The organism is Ligilactobacillus acidipiscis DSM 15836, from assembly GCF_001435755.1.
Classification (GTDB): Bacteria; Bacillota; Bacilli; order Lactobacillales; family Lactobacillaceae; genus Ligilactobacillus; species Ligilactobacillus acidipiscis.
Map to the genome: position 1 here is coordinate 1 of NZ_AZFI01000027.1, position 18,121 is coordinate 18,121.

The 18,121-nt window shown below is 39.1% G+C and carries 13 protein-coding genes and 1 pseudogene; 13 read left to right on the top strand and 1 reads right to left on the bottom strand.

The features are described from left to right. The first annotated feature begins 1,178 nt into the window (after positions 1-1,178). From FC65_RS03580 to cydC, 4 genes are read left to right on the top strand one after another with little or no spacing between them, the layout of a single operon-like run. The gene (locus FC65_RS03580; RefSeq protein WP_010499195.1) at positions 1,179-2,606 is read left to right on the top strand and encodes a cytochrome ubiquinol oxidase subunit I; all 1,428 of its coding nucleotides are present in this window, start codon (positions 1,179-1,181) and stop codon (positions 2,604-2,606) included. Next, positions 2,606-3,631, top strand: coding sequence for a cytochrome d ubiquinol oxidase subunit II (cydB, locus tag FC65_RS03585; protein ID WP_010499196.1), 1,026 nt, complete (start codon positions 2,606-2,608; stop codon positions 3,629-3,631). Before FC65_RS03580 ends, cydB begins: the two co-directional genes overlap by 1 nt. Before the next feature lie 41 nt (positions 3,632-3,672). Further along, a complete protein-coding gene (cydD, locus tag FC65_RS03590; protein ID WP_056971583.1) occupies positions 3,673-5,385 on the top strand; it encodes a thiol reductant ABC exporter subunit CydD in 1,713 nt (570 codons plus the stop codon). After that, complete coding sequence (gene cydC, locus FC65_RS03595; RefSeq protein ID WP_056971584.1) at positions 5,386-7,161, top strand: thiol reductant ABC exporter subunit CydC; 1,776 nt, start codon at positions 5,386-5,388, stop codon at positions 7,159-7,161. 47 nt (positions 7,162-7,208) lie between these two features. On the opposite strand, the gene FC65_RS03600 is transcribed toward cydC, so the two are convergent. Next, entirely contained in the window at positions 7,209-8,189 is a 981-nt protein-coding gene (locus FC65_RS03600; protein ID WP_056971585.1) for a polyprenyl synthetase family protein, read from the bottom strand. Between the two features lie 369 nt (positions 8,190-8,558). Between FC65_RS03600 and FC65_RS03605 the strand changes: the two genes are divergently transcribed. The 9 genes and pseudogenes from FC65_RS03605 (at position 8,559) to FC65_RS03645 (ending at position 17,954) form a co-directional block, all read left to right on the top strand. Further along, on the top strand, positions 8,559-9,449 hold the full coding sequence (locus tag FC65_RS03605; protein ID WP_235803067.1) for a prenyltransferase: 891 nt from the start codon (positions 8,559-8,561) through the stop codon (positions 9,447-9,449). Between the two features lie 12 nt (positions 9,450-9,461). Beyond that, a complete protein-coding gene (locus tag FC65_RS03610) occupies positions 9,462-10,673 on the top strand; it encodes an NAD(P)/FAD-dependent oxidoreductase (RefSeq protein WP_010499207.1) in 1,212 nt (403 codons plus the stop codon). Positions 10,674-10,809: 136 nt separating this feature from the next. Further along, positions 10,810-11,568, top strand: a complete 759-nt coding sequence (locus tag FC65_RS03615) for an NAD(P)-dependent oxidoreductase (RefSeq protein ID WP_056971587.1) — start codon at positions 10,810-10,812, stop codon at positions 11,566-11,568. 136 nt (positions 11,569-11,704) lie between these two features. Continuing rightward, on the top strand, positions 11,705-12,382 hold the full coding sequence (locus tag FC65_RS03620; protein WP_010499211.1) for a metal-dependent hydrolase: 678 nt from the start codon (positions 11,705-11,707) through the stop codon (positions 12,380-12,382). 389 nt (positions 12,383-12,771) lie between these two features. Further along, positions 12,772-13,985 (top strand): annotated as a pseudogene (locus FC65_RS03625) (MFS transporter). 209 nt (positions 13,986-14,194) lie between these two features. After that, complete coding sequence (locus FC65_RS03630) at positions 14,195-14,869, top strand: hypothetical protein (protein ID WP_010499215.1); 675 nt, start codon at positions 14,195-14,197, stop codon at positions 14,867-14,869. A gap of 247 nt (positions 14,870-15,116) precedes the next feature. Then, the gene (locus FC65_RS03635; RefSeq protein ID WP_056971588.1) at positions 15,117-16,073 is read left to right on the top strand and encodes a Dyp-type peroxidase; all 957 of its coding nucleotides are present in this window, start codon (positions 15,117-15,119) and stop codon (positions 16,071-16,073) included. A gap of 83 nt (positions 16,074-16,156) precedes the next feature. Further along, positions 16,157-16,516 carry an iron-sulfur cluster biosynthesis family protein gene (locus FC65_RS03640; protein ID WP_010499218.1) on the top strand — a complete coding sequence of 120 codons (360 nt, stop codon included), beginning with the start codon at positions 16,157-16,159 and terminating at the stop codon, positions 16,514-16,516. Between the two features lie 250 nt (positions 16,517-16,766). Continuing rightward, the gene (locus tag FC65_RS03645) at positions 16,767-17,954 is read left to right on the top strand and encodes an aminotransferase-like domain-containing protein (RefSeq protein WP_056971589.1); all 1,188 of its coding nucleotides are present in this window, start codon (positions 16,767-16,769) and stop codon (positions 17,952-17,954) included. The last annotated feature ends 167 nt before the right edge of the window (positions 17,955-18,121 follow it).

The following is an 18,121-nucleotide window of genomic DNA, read 5'->3' on the forward strand; positions in this document are numbered from 1 at the left end:
CGATAGTGTGAACTATCTCCTACCCGATTAGAAGCTTTAAATATTTAGGTGTGTAAGCGCTTTTAATAAATACCGATATTTGGTATAAATAGTGAGAATGGCAAAAAATTTATGGCCTGTATAGTAAGCATGCAAAGAAGCAAAGGAATAGCTGAATTTTAAATCTTACGTGTGGTGCTAGTGCGTAACAAGCAAATATTTAGCGAAAAATTTTACAAAAAAGCTCCATAATAATTAGACTTTTAAGTGATCAAACAAAAAAGAGTATAACCATATTGGACTACTTAAAATTTAAACAAAGGCGACATGATTACAAGTCGATTTAGAACAACTAAGGGAAATTTGTGGGGACCTTTGCCATCAATATTGTCCTTCTCTTATTTACAGTCGGCGCAATGTTGAACACACACAAGTTTCTGACATTCAGATTTTAGCTTTACTTTGCCTACAAATTACGACCAACATGCAATCACAACGTAATTTTTTTTCATGGACTAAGCTGTTTATCCCGAATCAGGTTACCTTTGACCGCACCCGCTTTAATCGACTGGCACAGCAACTTTTTCCCGTTATTATGGCGCTGTGTCATGGTTTAAAACAAGAGTATGCACAGACTGGGCAAATTGAAATCATGGATAGTTTGGCTAATGCCTTGTGTCAAAAAGGTTAGAAATAACCGTGTCAACCACTGGCGATATTTTAAACTACGATCTAACACTGGCTTTGGTTCATGATACTCAAGCCGCGTCAACTTTAATTGCCCCTTGTCCTTGCCTTTTGTTTTAGGTGATGTAGGCGATGCTGGTCAAAGTCTAAAAAAAGAATTTACTCAGTTAGGGTATGGTCTCTGGGCTCTATATCATTCCAACATAACAGTCGCACTTTAAAGAAATTGCATCGCACCATTGAAGCACGTTTTTCAATTTTGGTAGACAATTATGGCATTAAACGCAACTTAACTCGCTCGTTGATAGGTTTTTGGCTAAAAATTGAATTAACCGTTTTTGTTTACAATTTAGGTTTTTTAAGTTTTGGTGAAGATGAAATTATTACGAACTAGTACCATGCGTTTTAAATCTTATACAATATTAAATTACTTAGGTAATTGGTTTTTTGATCCTTTCGGTGTATAGTAGTATTGATTGAGTTTATAAAATTTTGTTAAGGAGGGGTTGTGAATGGATATTCTGAGTTTGGCACGTTTCCAATTTGGTATGACAACGATTTTTCATTTTTTCTTCGTACCTTTTTCAATTGGTACAGGGCTTGTGGTTGCTATTATGGAAACAATGTGGGTTCGTACTAAAGATAAGATGTACTTACGCATGACTAAGTTTTGGGGTAATATCTTCTTGCTTAGTTTTGCAGTTGGTGTTGTCACAGGTATCATTCAAGAATTCCAGTTCGGAATGAACTGGTCCGATTATTCTCGTTTTATGGGCGATATTTTCGGCGCACCACTTGCTATTGAAGCTTTGTTAGCTTTCTTTATGGAATCGACTTTTTTGGGTTTGTGGATCTTCACCTGGAAGATGGTCAAACCCTGGCTGCACGCAACATTCATGTGGTTAGTAACTATTGCTTCAATGTTGTCAGCTTTCTGGATCATTACTGCTAATGCCTTTATGCAGCACCCAACTGGGTATGCGATCAAGGGTGGACGTGCTGTGATGACTAGTTTTCCTAAGTTGATTGCTAATTCTCAGGCATGGTATGAATTTGGTCATGTTATTGCTGGTGCGATCGCCATGGGCGGCTTTTTAATTGCCGGAATGTCTGCCTTTAAACTTTTGAATGACAAGTTAAAGGAAAAGGAATTTTTCAAACGTTCTTTAAAGTTAGGTTTAGTGATCGGTCTTATTGGTTCGATCGCAGTTTTTGCTGCTGGTGACCAACAAATGAAGGCTTTGATCGAGGACCAACCGATGAAGTTTGCCGCTACTGAGGGTGAAAAGGAGAATACTCCTGATCCTGCACCTTGGAAACTAGTGGACTTTATGGATACTAAGACCCATAAAGATAAATTTAGTATTAAAATCCCGTATATGTTAAGTATTTTGTCGTATCATAAACCGTCCGGTTCAATTCAAGGAATGGACGAAGCTAATAAAGAATTACAAGCTAAGTATGGGGATGAAAATAATTATTATCCACCGGTCAATACTTTGTTCTGGTCTTTCCATATTATGGCACTTTTTGGTATGGCAATGCTTGGTGTGGCTGTTTTGGGTCTGTTCTTTGCACGTAAAAAGAGTCAACTTTTATTTAGACAAAAGTGGATGCTTTGGATCGTTGGATTATTTACCTTTGTTCCATTTATGACTAATACTTCTGGTTGGCTCGTCACAGAACTTGGCCGCTATCCGTGGACTGTTTACGGTTTATTTACTATCAAAGACAGTGTTTCGCCTAACGTTTCAGTGGGTTCTTTATTGACATCAAATATTATTTATTTCTTGTTGTTCTCGATCTTGGGAGCTATTATGGTTGCTTTGGTCGTAAAAGAATTAAAGAAAGGACCAGAGGATGAAGATAGTGAATTGATCAATGCTCCTTTGAGTTCTGATAAAGAAGTCGATCCATTTAACAAGGAGGCGTTTGAATAATGACAACTTTGCAATTAGTGTGGTTTATTATTATCGGCGTCTTGTTTGCCGGTTTCTTCTTCTTGGAAGGTTTTGACTATGGTGTTGGGATGTCGGTTTTAACACTCGCTAAAGATGAAGATGAACGCGACCAAGTTATTGCTTCCATCGGACCTGTCTGGGATGGTAATGAAGTTTGGCTGATCACTGCTGGAGGCGCGATGTTTGCTTCATTTCCGTATTGGTATTCAGCTTTATTCTCAGGTTATTATCTCGTTTTGTTCATCATTTTGTTTGGGTTGATTATTCGTGGCGTTTCCTTTGAATTCCGTAGTCGGACTGACCCAAGTAAAAAAGGTATTTGGGATTGGACACTTGGTTTAGGCAGTTTCCTAGTGCCATTCATGTTTGGTATCATGTTTATCAGCATGGTTCAAGGGATGCCAATGGATTCTCGCGGCAATGTTTGGGCAGAATTTACCAACTATGTTAATCTTTTCTCTGTTGTCGGCGGAGTTGCATTGACTTTGTTGTCCTATCTGCATGGTTTGAATTATATCGGTCTTAAAACGGAATGGCCCTTACGTGATCGTGTCAAGAAATATGCCGAAGTCTTATATCCAATTTTGTATATTGGTTTGGTTGCTTTTGCAGTTTTAATGTACTTCAAGACTGACTTCTTCCAAGTTCATTTTGTAGGAACGCTAAGCTTATTGGCAGTGATCGTGTTATTGTCAGTCATTGCGCATATAGCAGTTATCAAGAATAATGAAGGACTGGCCTTTGCAACGAGCGGTTTGACTTTAGTCGCTTTGGTCGCTTTATTGTTCCAAGGATTATTCCCACGTTTGATGATCAGTTCAAATAATTCAAAATTTGATCTGTTGATCACTAATTCTTCGTCATCTCCTTATACTTTAAAGGTAATGACGATCGTAGTTTGCACATTTTTGCCAATTGTTTTGCTTTATATCGGTTGGACGTACTACATCTTCAGAAAACGTGTTACTGGTAAGAAAAGCAAAACTAAAAGTACCGGATATTAGTGAACAGTCAAGTTTATAAAGAGACGGTGAAAAAATAAATAATGTTAGATAAAAAGATAATGGAACTCCCAGGTGCTAAGGGAATAATGTCCTTACTGATGCTGTTGACATTGATCCAGTCTGTTGCGATCATCGGTCAGACGATCATGATTTCACGTGCTATCGTGGGATTATGGAATGGACATCCATTGTCTGCACAAATAGCGTGGCTCGTATGGTTCGTAGTGCTGTACGCGCTGCGTCATTTGTGTATATACATAAAACAGCAGCGCTTGGATAAGTTTGCCAGTCAGCAGTCGCAAGAGATCAGAAATCAGTTACTAGATAAGATTTTTCGTGTTGGCCCTGAGATCACCCAAAAAGAAGGAACAGGTAATGTAACAACGATGGCCCTCGAAGGTATCGACCAGGTCGAGGATTACCTGAGCTTGAGTTTGTCTAAAATCATTAATATGATGATCATTCCATTTGTAGTAGTGATTGGGATCGCAATTTATGATTGGAAAGCAGCGGCATTTTTATTGGTAATTTTACCTGTTGATATCATTTTTATGATCGTTTTAGGTTATGCTGCGCAAGATAAGGCCAACAAACAATATGCTTCTTATCAGATCTTGTCAAATCATTTTGTTGATTCGCTGCGCGGGATCGATACTCTAAAATTCTTTGGTTTAAGTAAAAAATATGGGCAAAGCATTTTTAATACGAGTGAAAAGTTTCGGAAAGCCACGATCGATACTCTGAAAATCGCGATCCTTTCAACTTTTGCGCTTGATTTCTTTACAACACTTTCTATTGCGGTCGTAGCGGTTTTTTTGGGATTGCATTTGATTTCCGGGCAGATCTTGCTATATCCTGCTTTAGTGATCTTAACTTTAAGCCCAGAGTATTTCTTGCCGATCCGTGATTTTTCCAATGATTATCATGCGACTTTGAATGGCAAAAATGCCTTTAGCGCTATCAGTAAAATTTTAGATTTTGATGAAAATGTTCCGGATGCTAAAACGTTGTCGCAATGGAATGAACATAGTCGTTTGGTGGTCGACAAAATGTCTTATTCATATGACCAGACCAGTCAAAGCAATCAATTTTCTTTTGAGATCACCGGATATCAAAACATTGGTGTAATCGGATTGAGCGGTTCTGGTAAATCGACCTTGATCAATCTTTTGAGTGGTTTTATTCAACCAGAATATGCTCAAATCGACTTGAATGGTGTTCAGATCGATTCATTCAAACAGCCTGACTGGCAAAAGCAAGTCATTTATATTCCGCAAGATCCGTACATTTTTCATGCTAGTTTGCACGATAACATCGTATTTTACCATCAAGAGGCTACCGCTATGCAGGTCAACGAGGCCATTAAGGTTGTTGGACTAGAAAAATTAGTTTCTGAGTTGCCGAATGGTTTGAAGACAGTGATAGGTGAGGGAGCCAGAAGCTTGAGTGGAGGGCAGGCACAAAGAATTGCCTTGGCACGTGCTTTTCTAGACCAAAGTCGGAAAATAATTCTGTTTGATGAACCAACGGCTCACCTAGATATTGAAACTGAAGTTGAACTAAAAGAAAGAATGCTGCCTTTGATGAAAAATCATTTGGTAATTTTTGCAACGCACAGATTACACTGGATGAATGAGATGGATCAAATCTTGGTCCTTGACCATGGACAGATCGTTGAATCTGGCAGTTTGGCAGAATTGAAGCAGAAAAATGGTGCACTAGTTCATTTAAGACAAGCAATGGGGAGGATCTAAATGAAAATTTTTGCGTTATTAAAAAATGATACTTGGATCAAGCCTTTCTTGTCCAAATATGTTAAGTCCATGATTTTAGCTTTGTTTTTAGGTTTCATGACATTCTTTTGCGGCGGAGCTTTGATGTTTAACTCAGGTTATTTGATCAGTAAATCTGCTTCTTTACCAGAGAATATATTGCTCGTCTATGTTCCAATTGTTTTGACGCGTGCTTTTGGGATCGGTCGCCCAGTTTTTCGCTATTTAGAAAGATTGACTAGCCATAATTGGGTTTTAAAATTAACTAGTGAATTACGTCTTAAATTGTACAATGTTTTGGAAAAAGACGCGGTTTTCTTTAAGGACAAACACCAAACAGGCGATATTTTAGGTGTCTTTTCTGATGACATCGATCATATTCAAAATCTATACTTACGCACGGTCTTTCCAACGATCGTTGGCTGGTTATTGTACATTGTGATCGTGATCGCTATGGGCTTTTTTTCCTGGTTTTTTGCTTTGATAATGCTCTTGTTATTGGGGGTCTTGACGATTTTGATGCCTTTGCTTTCAATGATCATTAACGGGGCCAAACAAGAAAAGCAAAAAGCAATTAAAAATACCCTGTATGGTGGTCTCACGGACAATGTTTTGGGTGTTTCAGACTGGATATTTAGTCAGCGTGGACAAGACTATGTTAAACAACATGATGATGAGGAGGGCAAGCTACGTGCGGTCAACCATCGGTTGTCTAATAATGAAAATTTACGCAACTTTTTAGTTCAGATTGTTGTGGCAGTCATTACGATTGCTGTTTTGTGTTGGACGGCTTTTCAGTTTCCAGGTGATCATGGCGGCGCGGCTAATTGGATCGCGGCTTTTGTTTTAGTGATCTTTCCTTTAGAAGATGCCTTCACCCAGATGCCAGGTGCGGCTCAGGAAACAAGTATCTATGACGATTCGTTAGCTCGGCTAAATAATTTATCAGCAGCAAAAGAAGAAGTTTTAGAAAATGAGCAGACAGAAACAGCGCAGCAAAAACTTGCTTCCAAAATTACAGAGCCGTTAAAAATTGAAGTTAGAAACTTGCGCTTTCATTATAGTGATGGTGAAAATAAAGATGTCCTAAAAGATATTGAGCTGTCGATTCCTCAGGGTGAAAAAATAGCGATCTTAGGACGGAGCGGTTCTGGTAAGACAACCTTGATCCATTTATTACGGGGCGACTTAAAACCGGTCAGCGGGCAAATCTTATTGAATGATATTCCAGTTTATGATTTGGGTGATGAGATCAGCCGCTTTGTTGGTGTGATCCACCAGGATCCATATCTGTTTCGGACTACAGTTCGTAATAATTTAAAAATTGGTAACGAGAATGCCACTGATGAAGAAGTGTGGGATGTTTTAGAACGGGTCGGGTTAACTGAAATGGTAATGCGTTTGCCACAACGACTTGATACACAAGTTGACGAAGCCGGGCATCGTTTTTCAGGTGGAGAGCGACACCGGATGGCTTTAGCGCGTATCTTGTTGCAAAAGGTACCAATTGTTATTTTAGACGAGCCTACCGTTAGCTTAGACCCTGTTACTGAACAAGAACTGATCGAAACATTTGTCAAAGAATTGACTGGTAAAACAATGATTTGGGTCACTCATCATTTACAAGGCCTGTCGTTGATGGACCAAGTGATTTTCATCGAAGATGGTGAATTAAAGCTCAATGGGAGCCCAGCTCAATTGGCAGATGAAAATTCATATTATCAGAAATTACTGCGGATCGATCGAGGAAATTTCTAAAAAAAGAGGGAATGGCTGCGCTGGCATTCCCTAATTCTTGGTCGTGATTACGAAGCACGATTTAATAGTTTGATTGCAACAGTCTTGATTTGACGAGCTACTTTTTGATTGCTTAAAGAATCAATTTCTGCCAAAGCCAAGTCAGTATAACGTTTGGCTAGAGCTTGAGCATCTTTTACACCATCATATTTTGCGACTAATTTTGCAACTTCTTGGATCTCGGCTGGACTAATATCCTGCTTTTTATCCAGCAAGGGTTTAAATTCAGCTGGTGCTTTAGTAAATGCAAACAACAAAGGTGAAGAATAAACACCTTCAGCCACATCTTCTAAAACAGGTTTTTTTAAACTTTTGGTATTGCCGGTGTAGTCTAAAATATCGTCATAGATTTGAAAAGCGATCCCGATGTTTAAACCAATCTCACCGGCTAGAGTCTCAGTTTCCGGATCAGGTTGGGTGAAATGGATCCCTTCCATGCACGCCAATTTGAATAAAGCAGCCGTTTTACCCTTGATGTTTTCCAAATAATCAGCGATCGATTGAGTCTGCGAATACCTGAGATGCATTTGACTAAGTTCACCAACTAATAAGTTGTACATTGCTTTAGAATTGTAGCTCATGTATTTTGAACCGTTCATCGCTTCAGTCAACAAGCTGAAAAAGACGGTAAATAGCAGATCGCCTGCGTAGACAGCAACATCCTTACCATACTTTGATTGAATGGTGATCTTACCGCGTCTTAAAGGCGAATCATCAATGATATCGTCATGGATCAGGGTAGCCTTGTGCAGGATTTCAACTGAGGCTGCGATTTTGATCATCTTCTCGTCGCTATGTATTTTTTGTTCACCAAGTTGGCTAAATAGTAAAAATAGACCTGGGCGTAGTTGTTTGCCTTGGTCTTCTGCTAAAGATTTGAGTAGCTCTTCGACATTGGGATTATTTGTATGAAGCCTGTCGTCGATCATTTTTTCGACGTGCTTAAGTTGTTTGTAAATTTGAGGAAATTTATTCCATAATGTAAACATGTTCGTAGTCCTTCCTGCCCCTAATTAGTAAACGAGTATATACACTATATTAAACCATATTTTTGGAAGATGTGAAAAACATTTAATTGATATTTTGTATGTTTTGCTAGTAGAATATAAGTGGGATAGGTTGTTGACAACTTTTTTTACAAATTTGACGCCATAAACTTTTATCTTTAGATGAAAATTGTTTGTTCTACGCTAAATAAGAAGCGAGTTTACTTGTTTATATTTTTCTAGTACAGTCGATCACAGTAAGTTATCAGAGAAAAACTTCAGCATAGAAAGCCGTTTGTTAGTGCGTGCCCTTTATCCGAGTTTCTACGCTCTGTTATTGAAAGGAGGTGTTATTTTGCCTATTTCTGTTTTTTGGAATTAGTTGAGATCAAAGCTAAAACTGCTAGTGTTTTACCTTTTATTTTAGGTGCATGTTATAGTTGGTACAATTTTCATTCTATCCATCCAGGATTGTTACTTGCTTTTTTTGTGTCAATGTTCCTGTTCAATATGGCAGTCGACATTTTGGATAACTATAATGACTACCATCATGCAGTTGACGAAAAAAATTATAAGCAAAATACTAACATTATTGGCCGAGAACACTTATCATTAAGGTTAGTATTTGGACTTATGATATCGATGATATTTGTTTCGGCAGCAATCGGCATTACCATAGCCTATGTTACCGGCTGGCCAGTATTAGTGATGGGTGTTCTTTGTTATTTGGTTGGGATCTTTTATTCATCTGGTCCAAGACCGTTATCCAGCTTACCATTAGGAGAACTATTTTCAGGTCCGACAATGGGATTCATGATCACTTTGTTGTGTGTATATATTAATACATACCAAGATTTTACATGGAATTGGCTTACTATTCTGGGCGTTATTCTGATTTCTTTGCCTGATACGCTATGGATCTCCAATCTCATGTTAGCTAATAATACATGTGATTTAGATGAAGATGAAAAAAATCAGCGTTATACTTTGTCTCATTACTTGGGAAAGAAGAATTCAGTCAGATTATTTGTTATAATGAACGTTATAGCAGTCCTCGTATTAGTATTGTCAGTGTTTGTCGGTATTGCTCCTTGGACAGTTTTATTGTCTTTGCTGGCATTACCTGTGATCATAAAAAATGTGCAGCTCTTTAGGGCAAAGCAAGTCAAAAAAGAGACTTTCCCCTGTGCCATTAAAATTCTTGCGGTGGGTTCGGTTGCACAAGCATTATCTTATCTAGTTTATATTATTTTTACACTATAAGGAGAGATTCAAATGAAAGAAATTGTTATTTTAGGTGGCGGGTACGCAGGCTTGCGCGCTTTGAAATTTTTGCAAGGAAGCAAAGGTGGCTTTCATATTACTTTGGTAGATCGTAACGACTACCACTATGAAGCAACTGATTTACATGAAGTTGCTGCAGGTACACAACCTGCTGAAAAAATCCTTTATCCAATCGAAGATGTTGTTGATCCAGATGTAACAACATTTGTTCAGGCTTCTGTTGAAAAGATCGATCGTGATAAACAAGAAGTTAGCTTAGATAACGGGGAAACACTTTCATATGATTATGTGATCGTTGCTTTAGGTTTCCGTTCAGAATCATTTGGTATTTCCGGAGTTGATGAAAACTCATTGCCAATGGTGGACGTTAAAACTGCGATCGCGGTCCATGACCATATCGTTTCACAAATGGAAGATTATAAAGAAACACACAACCCGGATGATTTGAAGATCGTTGTTTGTGGTGCCGGATTTACTGGTATCGAATTGTTGGGTGCTTTAAACGAAAACCGCGCATCATTTGCTGAGATTGCTGGTGTAGCTCCAGAACGGATCGAAATTTATGTAGTTGAAGCTGTTACTCGTTTGTTACCTATGATGCCTGAAGAATTGGCTGATTATGGTGTTGCTAAGCTTGAAAGTTGGGGTATTAAGTTCTTGACTGGTAAACCGATCAAAGCTATCAAACCTCAAACTGTTGTTTATCAAACAAATGCCGAAACAGGGGATACTGATGAATTAACTGCTAACACGATCATCTGGACAACAGGTGTTTCAGGCAGCAAGGTCATCGATGAATCTGGCTTCTCAGCAAGACGTGGTCGCATGATGGTCGACAGTGACCTTCGTGATCCAGAATACCGTAATGTATATTTGGTTGGTGACTGTTCAGCAGTGATGGATCCGGAATCAAACCGTCCATATCCAACAACAGCTCAGATCTCGTTAGTGATGGGTGAATTGGCTGCTAAGAATATCTTGGCGCAATTATCAGGCCGTGAAACTGGTGACTTTACTTATGATTCTCTTGGTACAGTTGCATCGATCGGTAATACGAGTGCCTTTGGTATCTTAGGAAATGGCAAGTCAGTTAAGGGCTATCTTGCATCTGCTTTAAAGAAGATCATCATGGACAAATCTTTGATGGAAACTGGTGGTTCAAAAGAACTCTTTGCTAAGGGTCGTTTTGATTTGTATCACTAGAATAAATTATTGCTAATAAGGGTGTTGTCTTGAAGTTTGGAGACAACACCCTTTTTTGTTGATTCAAAATAGGGGAGAAATTGATAGATCTGTACTATACTTTTAGTTAAAATATCATAAAGGAGAGGGAGATAAAATGAAAGTATTGAGTTTACAGAAACTCAGTTCAGACGATGAAGAGTTACTCAAAAAAGCTGGGACAGTTGAATATTTATATGTGCCGGCTTCAGAAATAACTGAAGATACCTTGGATGGTGTAGATGTTATTTTGGGTTATGATAATAAAATAACTGATCTTTTAACCTCCAACGACTCTGTAAAGTGGGTCCAGGCATGGTCTGCCGGCGTTGATGAGTTACCGCAACAGCTTTTTAAAGAAAAGCACATCTCTTTGACTAACGCTTCCGGGGCAATGGTACCGGGTTTAGCAGAGCAGATCCTGGGTGAAATGATTACTTGGGATCGACATTTGCAACATGCTTTTGTTAGCCAGCAAAAACATACTTGGAATGAGTTGCAAATCTCACGTTACCAAGAATTAGCGGATAAGACATTGCTTTTGTTAGGAGTCGGGCATATTGGTCAACAAGTTGCTAAGTCAGCGGTTTATATTAACTACGGTCGCGGGAAGACTAACAATGAAGATGATTTAATCGAAGCCTTACAAAATGAGCAAATTGCCGGTGCCATAATGGATGTGTTCAAGGAAGAGCCGCTGCCGTCATCCTCAACATTTTGGCAATTAGGGAATGTCTTGCTGACTCCTCATACTGGTGGTGACACAGCCTTGTACGATCATCGAGTGGTAGAGATTGCGGCACGCAATATTCGGCAAATGGCTGCTGACGAAATTGTGCCAGTGGAAAATGTCGTTGATCTGGGCCAAGGTTATTGATTGTTTAGTCCAGTTTAATTGTTTGATAAAGGGTTAAAAGAGAGGGTAGAATGATAATTCGAAAAGGTCATTTATAATTTTAGCCGAGTTTATCTTAACGATGTTTTCTGACAAATTTATGAGGAGGAATAAAGGTATGAAAATAATTTGGCACGGTCATTCGTTCATTGAAGTAAAAACCGCAGGTAAGCAAATTTTGATCGATCCATTTATCGATGGAAATCCCTTTACCAAGACAAAAGCTGCAGATTTTTCTCCAGACTATATTCTATTGACTCATGCGCATGGCGACCATGTTGGCAGTACCGAAGAAATTGCCAAACGGTGCGGTGCAAGTATTGTGGCGATGACTGATCTTGCTGGTTATTTTGCAGAAAAAGGCTTTAAAACCTACGGTCCTAATATTGGGGGTACGGAAAAGCTGGATTTTGGTGACGTTAAGATCATTCCTGCCTGGCATACGACAGCAACTCCCGTGAACGGGGTGAATTTGCCTTTAGGTGTGGCAACTGGTTTGGCCCTAAAGATCGAGGGCAAGTTGATTTACATTGCTGGCGATACGGGGCTCTTTTCTGATATGCAGTTAGTTGGTCGTAAACAACCTGTTGATGTGGCTTTCTTGCCGATCGGTGATCATTTTACGATGGGTGGCGACGATGCAGCCTATGCTGCTAAATTATTGCAGGCGAAGACAGTTGTTCCGGTTCACTACAACACATTTCCAACGATCAAAGCCGATCCGCAGGACTTTTTACAACTCTTGGATAAAGGCCAAGGTTATATTCCAGAAGTTGATCAGCCTTGGAGTTTGTAAAATAGTCCATAATTGTTGAAAAAAGAGACATCTAATTATTTATCTGGACGTAATTCTCATTAACTTATGTCCAGACGTTTTTTATCGGAAAATAGTAGTAGTGCGCTTTGTTATTTTAGTCGAGCTCCGCGAGCCAAGCGACTCCGCTTATCCAACTTAGCCATTACAGCGCAAAAGAACGTGCTATAACGCCTAAGTCCGATATGCTCGTCTCTTGAACGTCTCGCTGCGCTCTGTCATTTTAGTCGAGCTCCGAAACTCAGAAGGTTGTGCCTAGCCAACTTTTATCCCACAATGCAAAAAACGCATTCTGACATAAAAGTCTGCTAGTGCGCGCCTTCTATCCAAGTTCCTGCGCTCTGTCATTAATCATACAAGGAAGTTATGTAATGGAAACTGAATCACATGAAAAACGGCCCCTATGGAAACAAAATTTATATGTTTTATGGTTTGGTGTGTTCATGACAGGTGTCGGAATGAGCGAAATCATGCCATTCTTGTCACTTTTTATTAACGAATTAGGCCATTTTTCAAAAAATCAACTTTCGGTCTATAGCGGCCTAGTCTACGCGGTGACTTTTTTGATCATGGCGATCGTTTCTCCACTCTGGGGCAAGCTCGCTGATCAGAAGGGACGTAAATTGATGCTGATCCGGGCTTCGTTTGGAATGGGGATCGTCTTTTTTTGATGGGCTTTGTAACTAATGTTTGGGAACTCTTTGCTTTACGTGCGTTACAGGGTGCATTTGGCGGTTATGTTTCAAATTCAAATGCTTTAGTAGCAGCACAAACGCCCAGAGAGCATTCTGGGCATTCCTTAAGCATTTTAGTAACGGGTATTACTGCAGGTAACCTTTTGGGACCATTACTGGGCGGCTTTTTAGCTGATGCATTCTCGTATCGAATTTCTTTTCATATCACAGGTGTGATTATGCTGATAGTGTGCTTGCTGACGTATTTCTTGGTACATGAAAAACCTAATGTCCAGACCCAGCCAAGCGGCAAACAAAAAGAATCGCTGACTTTTAAAGATATTAGAAGTAATAAAGTCATCTTATTACTGATCACAACTACCATGTTGGTTCAAGTCGTAACGATGTCGATCAACCCGATCTTAAGTTTGTTTGTCAAGGAATTAACAACTCCAGGGCAGTCAGTCACAATGATGGCTGGTTTAGTTGCGGCGATGCCAGGGATCTCTACAGTACTTGCAGCACCATTTTTTGGCCGCTTGGGCGATAAGATCGGTACGCACAAATTACTAATATTTGGCTTTGTGTTCGCGATGATCGTGTTTGCTCTCACTTCATTTGTCAAAAATGTGTACATTTTGATGTTCTTCCGGTTGTTGACAGGTGTTTCAGATGCCGCAATTCTACCATCTGTCCAGACTTTACTGACGAAAAATACGGCACCAGAGAATACCAGTATTGTATTTTCATATAACCAGAGCTTCCAGTCTCTGGGTAATATGTTTGGTCCGCTGCTAGGTTCAGCGATCGCTACAATTTTTGATTACCGCCAGATCTTTTTATTCTGCAGTCTAATAATGGTGATCAATTTTGTTTCGTTTACTAGAAGCAAGCTGGCTAAAGCATACTGATCCCTTAATTGTTTTATACTACAGGGCAGGTGTAGTGACTTTTAAGAAATTATCACTTTTAAATTTAATGAACAATTGTGGAGTTGAAGATTTTCGTATTATTTAAATTTGGATTACAATAGAGAAGATTCAAAGGTTAAAAAGGTCTTTAAAACCAAATTTTAATAGACCTTCATTCTCATTTGTATCGAAAATGAAGGGAGGCCAATATGTCAGAAAAATTTACTGAAAAAGATCTGCTTTATCTGCAAAATGATACGATGCGTGAATATGCTGCTCAGTTTGAACAGCATTATGCTGCTGGATTAGCTAAGGTTTTGCAAATTTCTGAGATCCATGCGGTTTTAGCACAAGATTTTGAAGATCAACTGTTAGAAGAATTAAAGGAATCACACGGACAGCGCGGGGTGATGCTGCAGACTAGCGGTAACATTGCCCCATACTCTTTGATCATTTATCTAGGAGATGATCCGTTAGTTGCTTTTTCAAAAGGAAACTATGCTTTTGCAGAAGAATCTGGTTTAGAAAGTATTGTCACTAGACTGGTCGATCGTGATACAAAAAGAGATGCACAAGAAAAAGGCGTTTTAGAAGAAAACTTATTGATGGGTCTGGCAACAACATTTTTGTTAGCTAGTGTATATATGACAGAAGATCCAGTCATCGGGAAATATTTGGAAAAACCTGAGCCGCCTAAGGTGGAAGAAAATGTCTTAGAGTATTCAGCTAACGGACGTAATATTGTTAACATCCCGACACGTCATTTTTTGACTGACGAGGAACAGAAAAGTTTACAAGTTATATTAAAATTGCGTCCAGAGATCGATGAAACTACGATCGATGTTCAATCAGAGCGAGCGCGCTATAGTGTGTTTGACTTCTGATAAATAACAAATTTGCCTTCTTAGTGTTTTACAAGAACCTGAGAAGGCTTTTTTGTTATTCTTTTATTTTAGAAAAATAATAAATATCTTTGTTTTAGGTTTTTTTAATGGGATTTATATTGAAATTTTTGCTGCCCCACTTTACAATTGTAACTGTAAATAAAATCAATTGAGTTAAAGTTTGTGGGAAGTCGTATTTGTTTGCTGCTTTTTACAAACGCTCTAAAATTCCTAGGGGGTTTCAAAGATGACAGTTGATGCTAGTCAAGCACAAGATGTCTGGAAAGATATTGGTGAACATGTTCAATTTACGGTTTTGAAATTAAAGCGGCAAGATCAGGCTAGTGATCGTGAAGCTATTCAAGAGTTTGCAGACCGCTATCAGGCGATCTTACGTTCTTTAAAGATCAGAGATGCAGATCCAAAGACAGGAAGATCTTCATTAAAAGCTAGTTTTGGATTCAGCAGTGATGCCTTCGAATATTTGTTTCCAGATGCACCTAAGCCTAAAGAACTCGAAAACTTTACCGGTTTAAAAGGACCGAAGTATAGTATGCCAGGGACAGGCGGAGACCTTTTTTTCCATTTGCGTGCAAGTAACGAGGCGGTTGTTTATGAAGCTCAAACACAGTTCATGCATTTCTTGAAAGACATTGCAGAAGTCCAAGACGAGACAAAGGGATTCCGCTACTTTGAAGGACGGGCTATTATTGGCTTTGTTGATGGCACAGAAGCCCCGCAGATCGAAGATGCAGCAGGTTACGCCTTGATCGGTGATGAAGACGAAAATTACATTAATGGCTCATATGCCTTTGCCCAGAAATGGCTGCATGATATGGATTTTTGGAATAAGATGAAGACGGAACAACAAGAGCGGGCCGTCGGACGTGAAAAGTTCACCGATCTTGAACTGGAAGATGAGGACAAAATGCCGAATGCTCATAATGTTAGCTCAAATATCGAGATCGATGGTGAGGAACAAAAAATCGTCCGGATGAATGTGCCGTTTTCAGATCCGGCTTCTGGTAAAACTGGAACATACTTTATCGGCTATGCAAGACACTGGGAAGTTACTAAAAAGATGTGCCAGCAAATGGTTGACACATCAGATTTTCTGCTCACGTTTTCCACACTCTTAAGTGGTCAATTATTCTTTATTCCTTCTAGACTGACACTGGATGCGATTGCCGATGGTGAACTTTAATTGCTTGCAAGCATTAAACTTGCATACTTACAAAATATTAGTAAAATTAAGGTGTAAGTTATGAAGACGAGGGAGAGATGGAAATGTATTTAACAGTAGAACCACAAGCACAAGAAAAATTACAAAGATATCTCGATGAAGGTAAGGATCTGTTGTTGGACTTTGACGATGGTGTCGGTTCTTTATCAAATGTCGGTACATGTACTTTAGCTTCCGTTTTTAGAGTCATTGCCGTTGATAAAGATGCAGAACAAAAGGATTACAACAAGTCCTTGGACTCTAACATCGGGGCCTTTAGATATAAGGGATATAGTGAAATGTACATGGATCCTCAGATGAAATTAGTTGTGAACCCAACAAATAAAATGTTAAGTCTTCGTGGTAGCAATAGTGGCGAACTGACTGGCATGGTCAATGTTGAAGATCTTTCCGCAAAAGTTTGAGTTTATTAGAAATAGCAGCAGGTATTCTTTTTTTAGAATATCTGCTGCTTTTTTTTTGCAAAAATCAGACAAAAAGTACCTAGTCGGAGCGTAATGCTTTATCTGGAAAAACACTGAGGTGACTTGCTTTTGATTTTAAGATGAATAATATTCATTTTAAACTGAATAAGTTGAATTTTACTAAACTATACTTTGATAGTATCCTAAGAGTAACTTATAAATCAAAGAAATCATACGAGGAGGAGTAAATATGCTGCCAAAAATATCACAACGGATCTCCCAGGATCCTTCAGCAATGGACGAGTTATTAGCACTGAGTAACAATGAACAGGTGATCTCGTTTGCCGCGGGTTACCCGGCCAAAGAACTGTTCCCAAAAGAACAGCTGGAGAAAGCATTTGTACATAGATCTCACAACAGTGATTTGAATCTATATCAATATGCATCCGTTGATGGCTATGCTCCTTTGCGTAAAAAGATAGCTGAGCTAGTTTCTCGGACTGGTGTTTCAGATATTGATGAAAATAATTTGTTTTTGACTCAAGGTGCGCAACAAGGCATCAGTCTTTTGGCAGATCTGTTCCTAGACATTGGTGATGGCGTTGTGGTCGAGGGTCCAAGTTATATCGGAGCTTTACAGGCATTTGAAAGTCGTAAGCCGACTTTTTATGAAATGCAAATGCAAAGTGATGGGCCAGACCTTGACCAACTGGAAAAAATTGTGAGCAGCCATCCAGTTAAGTTAGTTTATACGATACCTACGTTCCAAAATCCAACAGGCGTGTGCATGTCTGTGGCGAAAAGGAAACGAATCGTTAAATTAGCCCAAAAATATAACTTTTTGATCATTGAAGATGATCCATACCGTGACTTGCGTTATCGAGGGCAAGACCTGCCAACTATCAAATCATTTGATCAGACTGGTAATGTTGTGTTATTAGGGAGTTTTTCTAAAATATTGTCGCCGGCTTTACGTGTTGGCTGGATGGTCGCAGAGCCGCAATTTCTCCAACTCGTCAACGGTTTGCGTTCAGCTACTGATTTTCAGCCGTCAAATGTCGTATTGCAAATGATCGATCAGTATCTGGAAGAAAATGATCTGGAAGAACATATTAACCAGATCCGTGAAGTTTATGGTCAGCGAAATGAAGTAATGCAAAGTACATTGGCCCAATATTTGCCACAAGATTGCAGTTTTTCCAAACCGGATGGCGGATTTTTCATTTGGGTCACATTACCTCAAAATATGTCAGCTAAAAGTTTGTTGACAGACAACAGTCCGGTAACTTTTATTGAAAGTTCACAGTTGTATGAAACTAGCCATCAAGCTAATCAGATGCGTTTAAACTTTACGGGCGTTTCGGAGCAACAAATTAAAACGGGTTGTAAGTTATTGGCTAAACAAATTAAAAATATCAGACTAGCTTTGACAGCTTAAAGCAAGTCGTTATGTGAGGGGAATAAAATGCTCCTCTCTTTTTTTGTCTTTTTTTCGGAGTATGTCAGCCATTTAGTGAATCCTAGTACAAAACATCAAAAAGTATAAATATAAACTGGTTATAAGTTTATTGTTATAGGTGCGCCCGGCATGGGCAGTAACTAGGC

Coding starts and splice junctions, on each gene's coding strand:
- FC65_RS03580 (WP_010499195.1), top strand. CDS start 1,179: ATGGATATTCTGAGTTTGGCACGTTTCCAATTTGGTATGACAACGATT.
- cydB (WP_010499196.1), top strand. CDS start 2,606: ATGACAACTTTGCAATTAGTGTGGTTTATTATTATCGGCGTCTTGTTT.
- cydD (WP_056971583.1), top strand. CDS start 3,673: ATGTTAGATAAAAAGATAATGGAACTCCCAGGTGCTAAGGGAATAATG.
- cydC (WP_056971584.1), top strand. CDS start 5,386: ATGAAAATTTTTGCGTTATTAAAAAATGATACTTGGATCAAGCCTTTC.
- FC65_RS03600 (WP_056971585.1), bottom strand. CDS start 8,189: ATGTTTACATTATGGAATAAATTTCCTCAAATTTACAAACAACTTAAG.
- FC65_RS03610 (WP_010499207.1), top strand. CDS start 9,462: ATGAAAGAAATTGTTATTTTAGGTGGCGGGTACGCAGGCTTGCGCGCT.
- FC65_RS03615 (WP_056971587.1), top strand. CDS start 10,810: ATGAAAGTATTGAGTTTACAGAAACTCAGTTCAGACGATGAAGAGTTA.
- FC65_RS03620 (WP_010499211.1), top strand. CDS start 11,705: ATGAAAATAATTTGGCACGGTCATTCGTTCATTGAAGTAAAAACCGCA.
- FC65_RS03630 (WP_010499215.1), top strand. CDS start 14,195: ATGTCAGAAAAATTTACTGAAAAAGATCTGCTTTATCTGCAAAATGAT.
- FC65_RS03635 (WP_056971588.1), top strand. CDS start 15,117: ATGACAGTTGATGCTAGTCAAGCACAAGATGTCTGGAAAGATATTGGT.
- FC65_RS03640 (WP_010499218.1), top strand. CDS start 16,157: ATGTATTTAACAGTAGAACCACAAGCACAAGAAAAATTACAAAGATAT.
- FC65_RS03645 (WP_056971589.1), top strand. CDS start 16,767: ATGCTGCCAAAAATATCACAACGGATCTCCCAGGATCCTTCAGCAATG.